The sequence below is a fragment of the Paenibacillus xylanexedens genome, assembly GCF_007676705.1.
Lineage (GTDB): Bacteria > Bacillota > Bacilli > Paenibacillales > Paenibacillaceae > Paenibacillus > Paenibacillus xylanexedens_C.
In genome coordinates, this window is the sequence record NZ_VEBF01000001.1 from 1,186,294 (window position 1) to 1,203,810 (window position 17,517).

Sequence of the window (17,517 nt, forward strand, 5' to 3'; positions counted from 1 at the left end):
AAGAACGAATATGATATAATGAGGGTTCTAAATTCAGGAAAACGTACAACGTATGGCCAGGGACAGGCCACTTCAGGAAAGGAGCACGGACGATGGCAGTGAAATACGAAACCGAATTATATTCGCCTGTGAAGGCTTTCTTCGAGCAGCGTGGCTTCGACGTCAAGGCGGAAGTCAGACATTGTGACCTCGTCGGGGTCAGATCGGACCAAGACGAACCACTGATCGTGGAGATGAAAAAAACATTCAACCTCTCCCTGTTATTGCAGGGCATGCAGCGCTTGAAGCTTAGCCCGTTCGTGTATCTGGCCGTCGAGCGCAATCGCAGTAAACGCGGAGCCGTGAACCAACGCTGGAGCGAACTGGCTGCACTATGCAGACAACTTGGTCTGGGGCTGCTGACTGTCACATTTTACAAAACCAAAGCCCCCCTGATTGATGTACTGTGCGAACCTTCCGCCCAGACGCCCCTTACTGGCGCCAATCAAGTTGCCCGCAAAAGCGGTGTTCGGCGGAAACGATTGCTCAAGGAATTCGACGAACGCAGTGGAGACTACAATACGGGAGGCAGCACACGAAGACAGCTGGTCACAGCATATCGTGAGAAGGCTTTACGTGTCGCATCCGCTCTACGAACGAACGGAGAAGCCTCTCCCGCCAACCTTGCCAGACAGACAGGCGTAGGTTCTGCAGCGGCGATTCTGCAAAAGAATTATTATGGCTGGTTTGAACGCCTCTCCCGCGGAAAGTATATTTTGACGATTAAGGGAGTACAGGCGTTAACCGAGCATGCACACATGCTTGAGGATAATGATATGATTGAACGAACCATTAATGAACTTGATGTAACGTATTCCGTATCTGGTGAAAATAAGGACGACCTTGCACACATTGCTGAAGCAGCAGAGTTGTACTTGAAAAATACAGGCAAGATCTGATTCGGATCATCCGAAGTAACGGATGTGAAAAAATGAGAATGCAAAAAAACACCTGTAATCTCCACTGGAGACTACAGGTGTTTTGATGTGTTCTATATAGAAGATTGTTATTAGAAGTTTACTGCTACTTCGGAAGCCAATTTCAGACCTGCAGTAACGATTTCTTCAGCACGATCTGCAGAAGCGTTATGTCCTTCAACGATAACCACTTCAGGGTTTTGAATGCCCCAGAAGTTCAATACGTTAGTTACATATTTAACGGACATTTCAGCAGATGCCATTGGCTCTACGGAATATACGCCACCACGAGCATTCAGCAATGCCACTTTTTTGTCGCCTACGAGACCTACAGGGCCTTCAGCTGTGTATTTAAACATTTTACCAGCTTGGCTCAGGTAGGAAATGTAATTCACCAGTGGAGCCGGAACAGTGAAGTTCCAGAGCGGGAATGCAAATACCACTTTGTCTGCTGCCAGGAATTGATCTTGCAGTTGTGCAGCCAGTGCTGCAGCTTTTTGCTCTTCGGCAGTTGCTTCAATGCCGTTTGCTGCTTTGTAGCCACCAGTAATTACAGTGTTGCCATAGTAAGGAATATCTGTATTGTAGAGATCCAGCTCAGTAACTGTGTCACCTGGGTGGGACTCTTTGTATGCGCTCAAGAATGCATCGTACAATTTAACGCTGACTGCTTGATCTGCAGGACGGTCATTTGCTTTTACGAATAAAATATTAGACATGTTGAATTTTCCCCCGTTAAATAAAATATATGAGTGCTTTTTCTGAACTCACCACAATTGCAGCTTATATAAAGAAACCAACAACTCATTAATTCATATTATATATAAAAATGTTAGTGGATGCAATAACGTAATCACGATGTTTATGAACCAATTTGGATTTTGCTACAATCTATTTTTCGATCCGGCTCAGCTGCGAGCCGTAAATTCAGATATGGTTTCACTGATCAGGTTCATGCCAAGCAGCAATTCATCGCGTCCCGGATGGCTAAAGTTCAATCGAATGTAGCGTTGATCCTGTACACCTGTGGAGCATAACGATCCAGGAAGAAAAGATACACCTTTGGGCAGAGCCGCCTTAAGCAGAGCACCACTATCCAATCCTTCGGGCAATTGTACCCACAGATACATTCCACCCTCAGGGATGGTGTATTGACACCCTTTCCAGCCCGGTCTTTTCAACAGTTCAAGCATCAGCTTGAGCCTGGTCTTATACTCCCGATTCAACATGGATAGATGATCACTCCATCGAAAAGGAGAATGGGCCAGCAGCTGATACAACAGCCGCTGATTCATCGGACTGGATTGACCATCTGCAATTCGTTTAACTGAAGCCATGGCCTGAATCAGTGCAGGGTGCCCAGCAGCCCATCCGGTTCGAAGAGCGGGCGCTACCGTTTTGCTAAACGAACCGATGTAGAGAACATGTCCACCCTGGTCGGCAGTATCCAGTGCAAAGAGTGAAGGATATTTACGATAGAATTCCGCCGGCTCAAGGCCATCGAAATGAAGTTCTCCGTAAGAATCATCTTCCACAAGCAGTACACCATAGCGTGAACACAGATCAAGCACAGCCTCCCGCCGCTCCATACTCCACAAAGCACCGGTCGGATTCGAGAAACTGGGTGCAGCAAAAAGCAGCTTCGGTCTCACCTGCTGCATGTGATGCTCCAAAAGGTCAGGCAGTATCCCGTCCCGATCACCCATCACGGGCACAATTTTGGCCCCTTGCATCTCCAGAACCTCAAGACAACCTGGAGATGTAGGATGCTCAACCAGCACGGAGTCTCCTGGTTCAAGCAATAGACGCATCACCAGATCGATGGCCTGCTGGGTACCAGTGGTCAACAGAATCTGCTCGGGTACCGTTCGTATGCCTTTGCGTGCATTCCAGTCTTTGTTCAGCCACTCTCTTAAGGGTGTGTAGCCTGCAGGCTCACCATATTGCAATGCAGAGGGGCCTGAACTAAAGACAGACACCGCTGCTTCTTCCAGCAATTTGAAAGGAAACAACTCCTCCGCAGGCAATTCCTCTGCCAGAGAAATGAAATAATCCCTGCCAGACATCTCACGTATATCCCTCAGCGGTGATGACAATAGCCTGTTGGTACGGGAAGCAAAGAAATATTTCATCGATCCGATCCCCTTTCATCCCTATCGAAACTGAACTCGCAGTCCGCAGCCCTACAACCTATTCCTGCTCGCCATCGAATATGACCGGATGCACACCTGACCTGTTGTGATGCTAGAAGAACATACCTGGTTCGTCAGGATACCGTCTTCGATTGCCTTGCATGCAAGGCATAACGTTCAATGGCCTGTGCTCTGCTGCTTACTTCCAGCTTCACGTATATTTTACGCAGATAATTATCAATCGATCGCCTGCTAACGTTGATCTCACTCGCTATTTTATCATAGGTTACCCCTTGAACAATTCTTTCCATGATAAAAGTTTCAGTTTCGGTTAATTCAATGACACGTTCTTCTGTTGGAGACTCTACGGGTTGCGCCCACTCCGCACTGTTCAACCACGATAATGGAATGGATACATGGCCCTCACGTAACCCCGAGATCAGATGAATCAACTGGCTAGGGGAAGCCTGTTTGGATAGCATGCCGCTTGCACCAAGACTCATCAGATGACGAAACAGCTTCACATTGTCTTCATCCGTTAAAATGATGATGTGACTATGTGCTGACAGATTCTTCATCTGGGCAATATATTGATCTGCCTGGCCCTCCGGAAGACGATAATCCATGAGAACCAGATCAGGCTGGTGAATGTTCACCAGTTCGAGCCCTTCTGTTCCGGTCGAAGTCATGCCACGTACCGTCAGATCTTGCTGCTCTTCCAAAATCAATTTTGTACCGAGCATGCTGGTGGGGTGGATATCTACGATGACCACCTGCCATACTTTTTTCATTGTTGTTCCCCCTGTTATGTATTGGACAAATAACTTCTACCTTCTGTCATGATGATTCCATCGTCTTGCGACAGTCCGAGTATAGAAGAAGCACAGGTCGGATTATGTCGAAAAACATAAAAATACAGGATGAGGCAGTTAAAAAAGCTCTATCTTCACTGTATTTTGTTCTAAAAACACCATGATGTTCATCTCTCCATGCCCGGAAAGGTCAAAATATAGTATAAATTTCCTGCATTTCTATCTAAAAAAGTCGAAAAACCTGCCCAAAGTTCCTACTTATTGCATCTATAAGAAATTGTATCCTAGGACTTCCTTCCGATGCAATCTCTTTTTGCTCTATTAAGTAAAGAATTTCATTTTTGCGTAATCAATAGGGGCATGATAGAATGAGGACTGGAAAAATTTTTGTACCTATAAATGACCAGGAGTGATGATATGAAACCATCTGCCCCGCCCTCTGACATCCATCACACCCGGAGTGCCAAAGGCAAGGCCGGATCTTCAATCAAGCTGTTTCTGGTAATGTGGATTGTTCTGATTGCACTAGGAGTCGTTGGAACCTACTACTATAGTAACCATCTCCAGCAACAGATGATTAACCAGCTTCAGGCCCATAATCAGCAGCAGATTGCAGCGCTAAAAACCGACTATGAAAAGCAGCTAACAACGATATCGAAGGAAGTAGCCGACCTGCAAGGACAGGTTCAATCCTTCAATGAATTGCTGACTTTTACCAAGGATAATGCAAGTGACAAAACGGATAACAGCAACAAACTGTATACCCAGCTGAGCGAAGTCAAAAAACAACTGGAGACACTCCAGAAAAAGATGGACCTGCTCAAATGATTACACCCGTCAAACAGGTTAATCGTTTTTTTATGCTTGCACTCGCTCCTTTTGTTGGATTCATAGTATGTCTGCTGCTGCTTCGTCCTCCGCTTGAACCCGGAGGTTTGATTCCCACCGAGCTGTCAGAGGACAGCATTACTCCCCGGACCCAAGCAATTAGCCAAGAGCTTGCCGGGGCAAAAGACGCTGCTGTCCAGACTTCTTCTTCTATTAAAAGAACGACACAGCTCTATAATAAGACAACGAGTACGATGTCTACACTTGTGCAGAAGGCGACTGCTCAGGCGGATCGCCCAGAAAGCATTTATAACAAACGAATCTCATCCAAGCTGGGCGTTCCATTTGAACGGGTAGACAGTGACCGGCTGACGATTGAAATGTACAGAGTGAATCCTGGCAGTTATAAGGGCTATGCCATGAAGATTAAGCTAAAAGATCCCACGGCCATGCAGATGGCTCTGGATAGCGAACCTGGACGTTCTGAGACAACCATGCAGGCTGTGAAGCGTAACGGCGCAATTGCCGGTATCAACGCAGGAGGGTTCGCTGACAGTGGCGGCAAACGTTATCCTCTCAGCACAACCGTCATGGATGGGAAATACGTGAATGGTTTTCAGGCCAGTTTCAAAGATTTGTTCTTTGTAGGACTTAACGATGCCGGCAAGCTGGTCGGAGGCAAGTTCTTCGATAAAAACTCGCTGGATCGCCTGCAACCGCAATTCGGGGCTACGTTTGTACCGGTGCTGCTACAGAATGGGCGCAAAACAGCAATTCCCGATAAGTGGAAGGTATCACCCAAACGAGCACCTCGTACTGTCATCGGCAATTACAAAGACGATCAGTTGTTGATCATCGTGGTCGATGGATATAATGAAGGCGGAAGTTCTGGTGCTACCCTTGAAGAGTTGCAAGGACGGTTGTACAAGCTTGGGGTCATCGATGCCTATAATCTGGATGGCGGTGGATCTTCCTCGCTTATTCTGAATAATCGGGTTGTGAATAACCCTTCGGATGGCAGCCTCAGACCGGTGCCCACACACTTTTTATTTTATAAATGATGGGGTGAAGCATTTCTTTTCTACTTATAATGGTTATAATAGAAGAAAATGAGCTTGTGCAGGAGGTGCGAAGGGTATGTCGTTTTCACTGACATTCTGGATTATTGCAGTTGTATTGACTCTCTTCATTACAGGCATTCTCACTTCATCCTACAACAATGACAAGACAAAAGGCCTGTAAAGGCCAAGCCTCTCTCCGGAGAGGCTTTTTTTAATGCTCTATTCTCGAAATAGCAAGAGACAAGGCTTAAAAGAATGCTTCAATTCTTCTAAGCCTTGTCTCTTGCTAGACGGGATCAATAGCTAACCGCCCGGTCACTTTGCATTGATATCATAGAATCAGACAGAGTAGGTCCACTCACCGACCCACCCTCAACCAGTGTCACGTATATCCGTTCATGGTCAACGGGTTCTCCAGCAATAATCTTGATTAATTGTTCAGCAGCGAGTGATCCCCACTTACGTTTGGAATAATCAATGCTTGCCAATCTCGGCTGCACGTATTTGCTCAGTTCAATATTGTCGAATCCGATGACATCAATCTCCTGACCCACGCCAAGTACACTGTCTGCGAGACGATCACACAAGCCAATAGCCATCTCATCATTAAGGCAGAATACAGCTGCTGGTCCATCATACGCCTGTACAATCTGATCTGCGGCTCGTTCTCCACCACTCTTCTCAAAATCCCCCGTGATCTCAATCCATTCTACATCGGCTTCACGTTCCGCAACCTGTCTTACAGCCTTCAAACGCTGCACAGAGTCAAACGAACCTTCCGGTCCCGTCACCACATAGATTTTCTTATGTCCCTGTTCAATCAGATGCTCCATGGCAAGTGTCGCCCCGGCTTTGTTATCGAGCAGAACCTGATTAATGTTGGGATGATCCATCTCCCGGTCCAGTACAACGATTTTGTGCCCTCGATCGGCATATTGCATCAGTTCTTCACTTGCAAACGTATGATCCAGAATGATTGCACCATCAATCATCCGTTCCGGAAGCATGCGATGGGACTGTTTACCGCTGCACACGATCAGGTCATAACCTTGAGCATTACATACGGCTTTCATGCCACTAAGTAAGTCTCCATATACATCTCCGCTAAAATCGGTCAAGAAAACACCCAGAATTTTGGATTCTCTCTTCTTCAGTGTTCTTGCAGCGGCATTTGGAACATAGTTCAGCTCTTTGGCTATGGCCAAAATTTTGGAACTCGTCTCATCGGTCACTTTGTTGCTGCCATTCAGCGCATATGACACGGTGGATATAGAAACTCCCGCCTGTTTGGCGATATCCTTGATACTGACCACATTCTTCGCTCCCCTGTTATGTTGATCAGGCCTCCCATAGTGAAAGGCCTGACACATTACTCTTTCCATCCATCGGATTACACGAGTCGGAATGATTTCTTTTGGGTATCCCGGCTGTTCGGACCAACCAGAATATGGAATTCGCCTCGATCACTGCGATGACTTAAGTCAGAATGGTGATAGCGAAGCTGTTCTTCATTTAATGTAAACGTGGCTTTACCACTCTCGCCTGGTGCAAGTGCAAGTCTCACATATCCTTTCAACTCACGCATCGGACGAACCACTTCACCCGTTACATCACGAACATACAACTGAACGGTCTCCACTCCTGCACGCTCACCTGTGTTCGTTACACGAACCTGGATGCTCAAAGACTCATCAGCAGTCAACTCGTTACTTGACACTTCAAGATCACCATAAACGAAGGAAGTGTAAGAGAGACCGTAGCCAAATGGAAGCAAAGGTTCATTGGGGCTGTCAATGTATTTGGATACATAACGTTCTTCCGTCTTTTCCGGGTTAAGCGGCCGGCCTGTATTGAAATGGTTGTAATACACCGGAATCTGACCTACGGATTGCGGGAAGGACATGGTCAGACGTGCAGATGGATTCACTACACCTGTCAGAACATCTGCAATCGCAGCTCCGCCTTCACTACCCGGGAACCAGGCTTCAAGAACAGCATCCGTTTCATCGATTACACCATGCAGATCCAATGGACGGCCATTGAAAATAACGGTGGCAATAGGTTTCCCTGCTGCTTTGAGCTGTTTGACCAATTCCAATTGGGCCGCTGGCAGACGAATATCCGTACGTGAGCCACCTTCTCCGCTCATCTCGGAGTCTTCCCCTAGAGCCAGGACGATCAGATCTGCTTTGCTTGCCACTTCCAGAGCTTCGGCAATCTGCTCAGCTGTGATGGTATGAACATCACTGCCTTGGGCAAATTGAACTTTCCCACCCGTCAAACGCTCTTGCAGAGCTGTTCCCAGCTTGATTGCATCTTCCTTAACCCCTTCACAGGACCACCAACCCAGAATGTCTGGACTCTGTGCAAAAGGACCAATAAGGGCTACATTAGCTTCCGGCTGAAGCGGAAGAACGTTGCCATCATTTTTCAACAGAACAGCTGATTTCGTTGCCAGTTCATACGATACCTGACGGTGCTCTTTGGAGAACACAATCTCGCGCTCACGTTCCGGATCAGCTGCACGCAGTGGATTGTCGAACAATCCCAGCTTTTCTTTCAGTTGCAAAATTCGCAGAACGGCTTCATCAATGAGTTCCTCTTCTACTTCACCGCTCTCAATCAACTCAGGCAGATGATGCACATAACAAGGTGTCATCATCTCCATATCCACCCCTGCGCGAATGGCACGGTATGCCGCTTCACGGTCATCTTCCGCAGCGCCATGGGCAATCATCTCGCGAATGGAAGCCCAATCCGAGATCAGTACGCCATCAAAGCCCCACTCGTCACGCAATATACCGCGCATCAGCTTTTCGTTGCCGCTCGCCGGAATACCGTCGACTGTATTGAACGAAGTCATGACCATTTCCACACCCGCATCCAATGCTGCTTTGTACGCTGGCAAATAGTACTCACGCAGGTTACGCTCGGACATGTCCACCGTATTATAATCCCGACCACCCTCAGCCGCTCCATACGCCGCAAAGTGTTTGACACAAGCTGCAAGACGCTCCGGCTCATCCTTCAAGCTGTCTCCTTGATATCCACGTACGAATGCAGCCGCGAACAAGCTGTTCAGATAAGGATCTTCTCCTGTCGTCTCCATCACACGACCCCAGCGCGGGTCACGAACCAGATCCACCATCGGTGCAAAGGTAACATGCAAACCGGATACAGCCGATTCACGTGCTGCAATTTCAGCACTTTTCTCAGCGAGTTCGGTATCCCATGAGCAACCGATGGCCAGCGGAATCGGGAAAATGGTTTTAAATCCATGTACAACATCAGCCATGAACAAGAGTGGAATGCCCAGACGACTTTTCTTCATATAAGCTTGCTGTACATCAATGATGGCCTGTGCACCGGACAACCCCAAAATGGAGCCACTGGCATCCACGGACTGCTCCGTGATTCCCATTTCTTCCATCGGTCCGGTGATCTGACCTTCCACATTCGTTCCTTCATAGAAGTTGGCAGTCAACTGAAGAAGCTGTGCTGTTTTTTCCTCCAACGTCATCTGTTTCACCAGGTCTAACAACTGCTCGTTATTCATCAATAGTATCCTCCACTACAAGTTGTTGAAATAAAGAACCCGGCTGCGTTCGGGGAGAGACCGCGCACCGGGTTCAAAATTAATTACTGAACGATTACTAGAATTTCTCGTTTAGCTCATCCAGATAAGGTTGAACCAGGGACATTTTACTGTTCACCCATTCTTTCCAGTTAGCCTCCAGATCTCCGCTTTTCAGGATCAGGTTGGCATATTCGTTCTGGTAATCGAATGAAGCTTGACTCTTAGCTTTGGAATCGTACAGGTTGATATCCCAATCATATGCTGCAAGTGATTTGCCTTCTGTACCGAGTTTTGCTTTTTCTTCGAACAATTTCACGGCTCTATCACGGTAATCTTTTTTGATTGCAGGGTTTACAACACTGAAGTCGTCACCGAGCAGATACAGACCTTCGAAACGTGCTGGATATTTATCTTCCAATACCGTTCCTTCTGGCAACAAGCTAACGAGTTCGTTGTTTTCATCATATTTCCAATCTTTTCCTTCAAAGCCCATGTTGATGAGCAACTGTCCTTCTTTTGTTGCGGAGTAATCGATCAGATCCATGATCCGTTCGAATTTCTCGTCACTGATGTCCGGATTGAAGATCAATGCAGACCAGAAGTTGGCTTGCTCCATGTTACGGTATTTCCCGTCATCGCCTACTACGATTGCTGTGTGTACCAGTTCATCACTATCTACACCCAGATTTTTTCTCATATCAGAATCCAGACCTTGTCTGTACGAAGCCAGTCCGCCCAGACTTGTTACAGCAGCTGTACCTGTTACTTTGAAGTTGTTTTGACCTTCATTGTTTTTCCATGTGTAGAACTCAGGATTGAGCAGTCCGTCTTTATAGGCTTTTTGCATCAATTTAAGTCCTGTCAGCGTTTCAGGATCTGCTGGTCCCCAATGGAATTGGCCATCTTCACCTTTGTAGAACGGAGAATCAGTCATGGCATGCACACTGTTTGGCATAATCATGTTTGTCATGGCATCTGCCGCATTGTAGGACAGAGGTACAAGTTTGTTACCCACTTTGCCTGGATCTTTTTCTTTCACTAGCGCAGCATATTCATTCAATTCGGTTGTTGTATAAGCATCTTTCAGTTCAAAACCAACTGCTTCAGCCCAGTCTTTACGAAGCGCAATGACACCAATTTGGTTCGTGAGTGGGTCAGCTGGTTTGTTCTCGAAGTAGATTGGTCTAGGCAGGACATATGTTCCACCCGTCAATTCTTCCAACTTGTCTCCAAGACCTGTCAAATTGTAAGCTGCTGCCACGTTAGGCCAGCGTTCTTTCCAGTCATCCGGGAATTTGTAGAACAAACCTTGTTCAATGCTGTTTATGGCATCGCCATGTACGTAGTTCCATACCGCTACATCCGGCAAGTCACCAGAGTTGATCCACAGACGAAGCTTCTCGCCCCATGAATCCCAATCAATATAGTTGTAGTCCCAAGTTACATTGAATTTGTCTGTCCAGAACTTGTGGAAGTCATTATCCAGGTTCCCGTTTTTGATTTCTGTCAGGTTAGCTACAGAGATGGTCAGGTTGTCTTTGTAATTTCCCTCTGCATCTTTTTCGTTACCACCTGAAGCTCCTTGGCTGGAACAAGCGGTCACCATCAGCATAACTACACTAAGCGTGATGGCAAAGAGAGCTCTTACTGACAACTTTTTGTTCGTTTTCATGTTTTACCCCCATGTTTTTAGTAGAATTTTATTGCAAAATCCTATACGTATAATCAGGTCTTGATTGCCCCTGTTAATACCCCTTTGGCAAAGTGTTTTTGCAGCATTGGGAAGAAACACATAATTGGTACCATGGTGACAAATACGGCCGCCATCTTCATGCCCATTGAGAAGTTGCTTGCCTGGGCAGCATCCACACTGGATGCATTGGATGCATTCGTCGTAGATGTCACGATAATATTTCGGAGTACATTCTGGAGCGGTAACTGATCCGCTTTTCGAAGGAATATCATCGCATCATACCAACTGTTCCAGTAAGCCACACCGTAGAACAATGTGATCGTAGCCATAATAGGTGTAGCCAGCGGGAGAACGACGGAGAACAGGATTCTCCACTCTCCGGCACCATCCAGTCTCGCTGATTCCATCAGTGATTCCGGTAAGGTGTAGAAGTAGTTCATCATCAGAATCATGTTAAAAGCACTGAAGCTTCCCGCCAGGATAACGGACCACAGCGTACCTGTAAGATGAAGTGATTTCATGATCAGGTACAGTGGTACGATACCACCATTAAAGATCATGGTGAACAGTACCAGGAAAAAGAGAAATTTCTTAAACGGAAATTTGTTGCGACTAAGGCCATATGCCATGCTTGTTGTCAGGAACAAGCTGAGTGGCAAGCCGATGACTAGCAATATAATTGTATTTTTGTACCCCGACAGAATCGTTCCGTCAGCGAACAATGCCTTGTAGGAATCCAATGTCCATTCTTTAGGGAACATCAAAAATGGATTGTCAGCATATTCTTTTTGTGTTGCAAACGAGATCATGATGACATTCCAGAATGGAATCAGAATCATTAATGCAAGTACAAGTAATATGGCAAATATGAAGTAATCAAGAAGTGTCATTCTTTCTGTGCCAATTCTCGGCTTTTTGTTAGCTTTCTTGCTCATCTCATTTCTCCTCCTCTCTTATCGGAACAAACCGTCTCCGCCAAGCCACTTGGCAAATCTGTCAGCGAGAAGTAGCAAGGCCATATTCACCAGGGAACGGAACAAGCTGACCGCTGTCGAGAATGAGAAATCGGTTGATGACTGGAACGTAATCCGATAGATATATACATCGAGTACTTCCGATACGTTTTTGGTTGCTGCATTTGCCAAGTTGAAGATCTGGTCGAAACCGGAAGACATCAGTCCACCTACCGACAAAATGAACATTACCGTGATGGTTGGTAGAATGTTTGGCAAGGTAATACGGAACATCTGTTGCATACGAGAAGCCCCGTCAATCTGTGCCGACTCATACTGATCCTGATCGATACCTGAGATGGCAGCCAAGAAGATAATCGCGCCCCATCCACTTGATTTCCATATATCAGTCAACAGCAACATCGGTACAAAGTTGGATTCGGAACCCAGGAAGTTAATCGTTGGCAATCCGAGTAATCCGAGCGCGCTATTGACCAATCCGTCATATGCCAGGACATTGATGACAACCCCGGATACGATGATCCAAGACAGGAAGTGCGGGAACGTAAGTACGGTTTGGAACCACTTTTTCCCTCTGCGCATCCGCAGTTCATTCAGCAACAACGCCAGAATAATCGGGAACGGGAACTGAATAATCAGCTTTAGAATATTGATGTACAGCGTACGCCATACTGCATCGATAAAGGTTGGATCACGGAAAACATATTTGAAGTTCTCGAATCCGCTCCATGGACTTCCCCAGATGCCCAGATTAGCCTTGTAATCTTTGAACGCCAGAGACAGGCCGCCCATTGGCAAGTAGGCAAACAGGATTAGCCAGACAAGCCCCGGAATAAGCAGGGTGTATGTCATTCGGTGCTTCCAGATTTCAGTCCAGAGCGAATTGCCCTTCACGTTTCCCTTCAGCTTTTTGCTAGGTCCTTCGGCTGCAGGTTTCACATTGCATCTCCTCACTCTACTTTGGTCTTGTCGTTGTACAGAAAATCAAACATCGTTCTCAGGTGGTGCTCCCAAAATCTCCATTCATGAGCACCCGGCGTCTCCACATACCGAAAATCAAAGGCAGTACCCTGCATGTATTTCGCGTAATCGCGATTCATCTCCACGAAGGGATCACTATCGCCGCAGCAACTGAGGATATCCGGTAAAGGAACACCCTGTTCCAGCAACTTGGCTGACAGTGCGTAAATATCCTGATCGGCTTTTACCTGTAACCGTTCTCCAAAAACCGCTTTCATTTCCTTGATCATAGTCGCTGGCATATGGGGGTCATGAAGTCGTGTTTGAATATCCGTAACGCCAGATAAAGACACGACTTTGCGATAACGCTCTGGATAAGTTAGCCCACATTTCAGTGCACCATATCCACCCATGGATAAACCGGCAACGTACGTTTTCTCCGGATCAGGATTTAGATTGAGTAGACGTTTGCATACTTCAGGTAACTCCTGAGTGATGTAGTGGAAGTAATTCAGGCCGTATTCCATATCGGTGTAATAGCTTCGATTCGCTTCTGGCATAATGATGGTACAGCCATACTGCGCTGCATACATCTCAATTGTGGTTAACCGCTGCCAGGTACTCGCATTATCGCCTGCCCCGTGCAACAAATATAGTGTACCGCCTGAAGTCTCTCCGGAGTCACTGGACACAACATGTATGCTCGTATTCATGCATAATGTTGGCGATCCAGTTTCGATCGTTATATGCGCCATAATGTAACCCCTCTCATCATCGCCTGCTGTCTTTACTCATTCGCTTCTCTGGCGTTGGATTGCAGGCTGTTGTAGATTCCCTTGTATTACGATGGGTTATCGAAACGATTTTCTCGAATCGTTTCAAAACATAACCAACGTTGATCCACATGGACTTCATTACAACACTTTTAATGTGGAAGCGATTTCTTCGAATCGTTTCGAATAAATCATAAGCCCGATGAGTAAATCCTGTCAATAACCTTTTTACAAATTTCGCGTTATTTTCTCGAAAAAATGCTTTTTTAAGTCTAAATTTGCGTCCAAAGACACTATTATTGCGAAAAAATGAAATTTTAGTCAGTGGTATTACAACTTTAATTGACACCCAACTAGGTTTATACTAACATGGGTTCTGATTTTGCATTCAAATTACGGAAACGTTTCACCAACCGATTTTACTCAGGTTTTACCTGAGATTAGGGAGGTTAATATGTCTAAGCAACTCAAAGGCTTCGTTCAAACGATTACAGAACAACAATTGAATGTTTTCTCCATTCGCATATTACAAAAAGGGCAGCTGCTTGCCCATTGGGACAGGGACAGAGATCAGCGCCGTGTGCAACATTCCATCAGCAAATCCTTCACCAGCATGGCCGTTGGTCTTGCGATTGAAGAAGGTCTATTACATCTGGATGCCACACTCGGTGATTATTTCGCCTACAATCACGCACCCATTGCACAGCACAATCTCCCCTCGCCGCGGGAATTGAAACTACGTGATCTTCTCCGAATGTCTTCGGGCCATGACTCTCCCCCTCTTTGGGCTGATGAACGAGCTTCATTGACCGAGAAGGACTGGGCAAAATATTACATGTCTCTGCCTCTGGACCGGGTACCTGGAGAACAATTTACATATAGCAGTGGTGATACCTTTATGATCTCGGCCATGCTGCAGGCTGCTACTAGCCAAACCGTGAAAGATTACCTGACTCCACGGTTATTTGAGCCGCTTGGTATCCATGATGTAGAGTGGGAATCCTCTCCACTCGGTGTAACGCTCGGCTGTGCTGGTCTATGGATAAGCAATGAGGAACTAAGTCGATTTGGACAGTTCATGCTGCAGGAGGGCCTCTGGAACGGCACACAGCTTGTACCTGCGGATTGGATCAGACAGGCTACGTCGCGGCAGATCGAAACGACTGGAGGCGGTGATTGGGGAGAAGGATACGGATATCAGTTCTGGATGTGTTCTCATGGCGCATACCGAGCCGATGGAGCCTATGGTCAATTGTGTATCATCATTCCCTCAAAGGAAGCTGTCATATGTATTAATAGTGAGGAAGAAAATATGCAAGGCATCTTGAATGCTGTATGGTCTGAGGTTTTACCCCTTTACACCCAGCATTAGTCTATTTATCTTATCTTTTTTCAATTTGATATTATGCGATTCGCTAGATATTAAAACAAAAAACGCCACGGGGTCATAAAACCCCATGGCGTTACTTCTTACCCGTGCTGTGGAAGCTGAGTCATTTCATCTAAACATTGTGCGCATATGTAACGCTCTTTGAACTCGTTGACTTCCTCGATGGATCCGCAGAAAATACATTTTGGACGATATCTCTCCAAGATAATATGGTCCCCTTGTACTAAAATCTCTACAGGATCTCCCTCATTCATTTGATACCTTTTACGCAAAGATTTAGGCAATACGATCCTACCTAATTGGTCAACTTTGCGAACTACTCCAGCTGGCTTCATAGCTACGGCACACCTCTCCTATCTTACTCTAAATTTCTAGGTACATTTGTACTATGTTTATAGATTCGCCAAGATTTTGTCGAATCCTGCTGGAAATAAACATTTTTTGTCCTTTTTTTTGAAAAATGTTTTTTTACCGAATTCTAGTCGGTATGAATAACCTTAATTTATCCCTCTAACCCCGGAAAATTGAGCTGGCGTAATGCTTCATACACAATAATGGCTGCCGAATTCGACAGATTTAATGATCTAACATCACCAGTCATTGGCATTTTCATACATGTATCGGGATTGGCAGCAATTAATTCAGGCGGCAGGCCTTTAGTCTCTTTACCAAAGACGAGGAAATCCCCATCCTGAAATTTAAAATCACTGTATCGGTTCTTCGCCTTCGTAGTTGCGTAGAAGAAACGACCTTCCGAATATTTTTCCTGAACCTCGGCGAACGAGTCGTGGTATTCAATATGAACGGCATGCCAGTAGTCCAGCCCTGCCCGTTTCAATGTAGCATCATCTGTTCGAAATCCAAGTGGACGCACGAGATGCAGATGGGTGCCGGTTGCCGCACAAGTACGAGAAATATTCCCTGTGTTTGCCGGAATTTCTGGTTCAACCAGAACAATGTGTAAAGCCATATGTGTTCAATCTCCTTTTCATTTCATGTTGACGACAACCCTCTAATCTTAAAGAAAAGCCCTCCACACGTCAATGTGGAAGGCTCTGGTAAAGCACAGGATTAGACACTAAGGTCTATGACACAGTACCCTATACTATTTATCCATTTGTCTTCTGAAAGTGGTTCATAAAGTCTGTGAGCGCCTTAACACTCTCATAAGGAGCAGCATTGTATATGGAGGCACGTAGACCACCCACACTACGATGTCCTTTCAGACCTACGAATCCTTCTTCCTCCGATGCCTTGATGAACTTCTTCTCCAGTTCCTCAGAGGCTAGACGGAAGGTTACATTCATCAAAGAACGATCTTCTGCTTCGACACAACCACGGTAGAAATCACCGGAAGAATCAATCGTGTTATAGAGCAATTCCGCTTTTTTCGTATTTTTTTGCTCAATGCCAGCCAATCCGCCCTGTTCTTCAATCCATTTCAACACTTCATTCACCATATATACGGAGAAGGAAGGTGGCGTGTTATATAGGGAGTTATTATCTACATGCGTGCTGTAACGAAGCATGGTTGGAATCGTTTTGGGCGATTCACTAACCAGTTCCTCACGAGCAATGACAACCGTAATCCCGGATGGACCCAAGTTCTTCTGCGCACCTGCGTAGATCATACCAAATTGATTGAGATCAAATGGTTTACAGAAGATGTCACTCGACATGTCAGCAATCAGAGGTACAGAACCAGTGTCCGGGAATGACTTGAATTGCGTACCTTCAATCGTTTCGTTAGAAGTCAGATGCACATAAGCCGTACGTTCAGGCAAACTCAGATTCGAAACATCCGGCAATTTCATAAACTTCTCTGCTTCCGAAGATGCTGCTACATGCGTCTCGCCAATCAGCTTCGCCTCAGACAGAGCCTTCTTGGCCCAGCTGCCAGTCATCACATAACTTGCAGTCTGTCCTGCCCCAAGCAGGTTCATTGGCAGCATCGCGAACTGAGTGCTTGCACCACCCTGCAGAAAGAGAACCTTATATCCTTTTGGATTGCCTAGAAGCGACAATAAGCGCTCCTGAGCTTCATTATGTACAGACTCGTACACCGCTCCACGGTGAGACATCTCCATGATCGACATGCCTGTGTTACGAAAATCTACAAATTCCGCCTGTGCACGCTCCAGTACCTCAAGTGGCAACGCCGCAGGTCCTGCATTAAAATTATACGCTCTCTTTGTCACAAAATCCCCCGCCCTTTCCATCCGTAACTCTGACATACAAAGTAAATATTATGGCTATGATAGCAGTATTCTCTATCTGCTTCAAGGGCAATATGCACTGAAGTGTTGATTTCAGGCCATCAAATTCCTTTATCACCCTGCAAAGTTAAAGCACTACATTGTT

At 46.0% G+C, this 17,517-nt stretch carries 16 protein-coding genes; 4 read left to right on the forward strand and 12 right to left on the reverse strand.

Going from position 1 to position 17,517, the window contains the following annotated elements; translation table 11 throughout:
• Positions 1 to 92 precede the first annotated feature (92 nt).
• Positions 93 to 938 carry a DUF2161 domain-containing phosphodiesterase gene (locus FS628_RS05195; RefSeq protein ID WP_145319720.1) on the forward strand — a complete coding sequence of 282 codons (846 nt, stop codon included), beginning with the start codon at positions 93 to 95 and terminating at the stop codon, positions 936 to 938.
• A gap of 110 nt (positions 939 to 1,048) precedes the next feature.
• On the opposite strand, the gene FS628_RS05200 is transcribed toward FS628_RS05195, so the two are convergent.
• From FS628_RS05200 to FS628_RS05210, 3 genes are all read right to left on the reverse strand, one after another.
• Positions 1,049 to 1,675 carry an FMN-dependent NADH-azoreductase gene (locus FS628_RS05200; protein ID WP_145319723.1) on the reverse strand — a complete coding sequence of 209 codons (627 nt, stop codon included), beginning with the start codon at positions 1,673 to 1,675 and terminating at the stop codon, positions 1,049 to 1,051.
• Positions 1,676 to 1,864: 189 nt separating this feature from the next.
• A complete protein-coding gene (locus FS628_RS05205; RefSeq protein ID WP_145319726.1) occupies positions 1,865 to 3,088 on the reverse strand; it encodes an aminotransferase-like domain-containing protein in 1,224 nt (407 codons plus the stop codon).
• A gap of 134 nt (positions 3,089 to 3,222) precedes the next feature.
• Positions 3,223 to 3,879, reverse strand: a complete 657-nt coding sequence (locus tag FS628_RS05210) for a response regulator transcription factor (protein WP_145319729.1) — start codon at positions 3,877 to 3,879, stop codon at positions 3,223 to 3,225.
• Positions 3,880 to 4,317: 438 nt separating this feature from the next.
• Between FS628_RS05210 and FS628_RS05215 the strand changes: the two genes are divergently transcribed.
• Complete coding sequence (locus FS628_RS05215; protein ID WP_062833490.1) at positions 4,318 to 4,728, forward strand: uroporphyrinogen-III C-methyltransferase; 411 nt, start codon at positions 4,318 to 4,320, stop codon at positions 4,726 to 4,728.
• Complete coding sequence (locus FS628_RS05220; RefSeq protein ID WP_145319732.1) at positions 4,725 to 5,789, forward strand: phosphodiester glycosidase family protein; 1,065 nt, start codon at positions 4,725 to 4,727, stop codon at positions 5,787 to 5,789. The genes FS628_RS05215 and FS628_RS05220 overlap by 4 nt, the downstream gene beginning before the upstream one ends.
• Before the next feature lie 296 nt (positions 5,790 to 6,085).
• Here the strand turns inward: FS628_RS05220 and FS628_RS05225 are convergent, their stop codons facing one another.
• The 6 genes from FS628_RS05225 to FS628_RS05250 all read right to left on the reverse strand — a co-directional run bounded on the left by FS628_RS05225 (position 6,086) and on the right by FS628_RS05250 (position 13,706).
• Positions 6,086 to 7,102 (reverse strand): LacI family DNA-binding transcriptional regulator, encoded by a 1,017-nt coding sequence (locus tag FS628_RS05225; protein ID WP_145319735.1) that lies wholly within the window; start codon positions 7,100 to 7,102, stop codon positions 6,086 to 6,088.
• Positions 7,103 to 7,179: 77 nt separating this feature from the next.
• Positions 7,180 to 9,345, reverse strand: coding sequence for a beta-glucosidase BglX (bglX, locus tag FS628_RS05230; protein ID WP_145319738.1), 2,166 nt, complete (start codon positions 9,343 to 9,345; stop codon positions 7,180 to 7,182).
• A 97-nt stretch (positions 9,346 to 9,442) separates the two neighbouring features.
• A complete protein-coding gene (locus FS628_RS05235; protein WP_145319741.1) occupies positions 9,443 to 11,038 on the reverse strand; it encodes an ABC transporter substrate-binding protein in 1,596 nt (531 codons plus the stop codon).
• Positions 11,039 to 11,091: 53 nt separating this feature from the next.
• Positions 11,092 to 11,994, reverse strand: a complete 903-nt coding sequence (locus FS628_RS05240) for a carbohydrate ABC transporter permease (protein WP_145319743.1) — start codon at positions 11,992 to 11,994, stop codon at positions 11,092 to 11,094.
• Positions 11,995 to 12,012: 18 nt separating this feature from the next.
• Positions 12,013 to 12,972: an ABC transporter permease gene (locus FS628_RS05245; RefSeq protein WP_145319745.1), complete on the reverse strand. Its 960-nt coding sequence runs from the start codon at positions 12,970 to 12,972 to the stop codon at positions 12,013 to 12,015.
• An 11-nt stretch (positions 12,973 to 12,983) separates the two neighbouring features.
• Positions 12,984 to 13,706, reverse strand: coding sequence for an alpha/beta hydrolase (locus tag FS628_RS05250; protein ID WP_260870931.1), 723 nt, complete (start codon positions 13,704 to 13,706; stop codon positions 12,984 to 12,986).
• Between the two features lie 514 nt (positions 13,707 to 14,220).
• Between FS628_RS05250 and FS628_RS05255 the strand changes: the two genes are divergently transcribed.
• Positions 14,221 to 15,138 carry a serine hydrolase domain-containing protein gene (locus tag FS628_RS05255; protein ID WP_145319751.1) on the forward strand — a complete coding sequence of 306 codons (918 nt, stop codon included), beginning with the start codon at positions 14,221 to 14,223 and terminating at the stop codon, positions 15,136 to 15,138.
• Positions 15,139 to 15,236: 98 nt separating this feature from the next.
• On the opposite strand, the gene FS628_RS05260 is transcribed toward FS628_RS05255, so the two are convergent.
• The 3 genes from FS628_RS05260 to serC all read right to left on the reverse strand — a co-directional run bounded on the left by FS628_RS05260 (position 15,237) and on the right by serC (position 17,354).
• Positions 15,237 to 15,491 carry an AbrB/MazE/SpoVT family DNA-binding domain-containing protein gene (locus tag FS628_RS05260; RefSeq protein ID WP_036610032.1) on the reverse strand — a complete coding sequence of 85 codons (255 nt, stop codon included), beginning with the start codon at positions 15,489 to 15,491 and terminating at the stop codon, positions 15,237 to 15,239.
• Positions 15,492 to 15,658: 167 nt separating this feature from the next.
• Entirely contained in the window at positions 15,659 to 16,126 is a 468-nt protein-coding gene (gene trmL, locus FS628_RS05265; RefSeq protein ID WP_145319754.1) for a tRNA (uridine(34)/cytosine(34)/5-carboxymethylaminomethyluridine(34)-2'-O)-methyltransferase TrmL, read from the reverse strand.
• 139 nt (positions 16,127 to 16,265) lie between these two features.
• Positions 16,266 to 17,354 carry a 3-phosphoserine/phosphohydroxythreonine transaminase gene (gene serC, locus FS628_RS05270; RefSeq protein ID WP_145319756.1) on the reverse strand — a complete coding sequence of 363 codons (1,089 nt, stop codon included), beginning with the start codon at positions 17,352 to 17,354 and terminating at the stop codon, positions 16,266 to 16,268.
• Positions 17,355 to 17,517: the final 163 nt, after the last annotated feature.

What these genes read in the sequence shown, in the direction of transcription:
- FS628_RS05210 (WP_145319729.1), bottom strand. Translation starts at nt 3,879, where the DNA reads ATGAAAAAAGTATGGCAGGTGGTCATCGTAGATATCCACCCCACCAGC.
- FS628_RS05235 (WP_145319741.1), bottom strand. Translation starts at nt 11,038, where the DNA reads ATGAAAACGAACAAAAAGTTGTCAGTAAGAGCTCTCTTTGCCATCACG.
- FS628_RS05195 (WP_145319720.1), top strand. Translation starts at nt 93, where the DNA reads ATGGCAGTGAAATACGAAACCGAATTATATTCGCCTGTGAAGGCTTTC.
- FS628_RS05250 (WP_260870931.1), bottom strand. Translation starts at nt 13,706, where the DNA reads ATGAATACGAGCATACATGTTGTGTCCAGTGACTCCGGAGAGACTTCA.
- trmL (WP_145319754.1), bottom strand. Translation starts at nt 16,126, where the DNA reads ATGGCTTTACACATTGTTCTGGTTGAACCAGAAATTCCGGCAAACACA.
- FS628_RS05205 (WP_145319726.1), bottom strand. Translation starts at nt 3,088, where the DNA reads ATGAAATATTTCTTTGCTTCCCGTACCAACAGGCTATTGTCATCACCG.
- FS628_RS05215 (WP_062833490.1), top strand. Translation starts at nt 4,318, where the DNA reads ATGAAACCATCTGCCCCGCCCTCTGACATCCATCACACCCGGAGTGCC.
- bglX (WP_145319738.1), bottom strand. Translation starts at nt 9,345, where the DNA reads ATGAATAACGAGCAGTTGTTAGACCTGGTGAAACAGATGACGTTGGAG.
- FS628_RS05255 (WP_145319751.1), top strand. Translation starts at nt 14,221, where the DNA reads ATGTCTAAGCAACTCAAAGGCTTCGTTCAAACGATTACAGAACAACAA.
- FS628_RS05260 (WP_036610032.1), bottom strand. Translation starts at nt 15,491, where the DNA reads ATGAAGCCAGCTGGAGTAGTTCGCAAAGTTGACCAATTAGGTAGGATC.
- FS628_RS05240 (WP_145319743.1), bottom strand. Translation starts at nt 11,994, where the DNA reads ATGAGCAAGAAAGCTAACAAAAAGCCGAGAATTGGCACAGAAAGAATG.
- FS628_RS05220 (WP_145319732.1), top strand. Translation starts at nt 4,725, where the DNA reads ATGATTACACCCGTCAAACAGGTTAATCGTTTTTTTATGCTTGCACTC.
- FS628_RS05200 (WP_145319723.1), bottom strand. Translation starts at nt 1,675, where the DNA reads ATGTCTAATATTTTATTCGTAAAAGCAAATGACCGTCCTGCAGATCAA.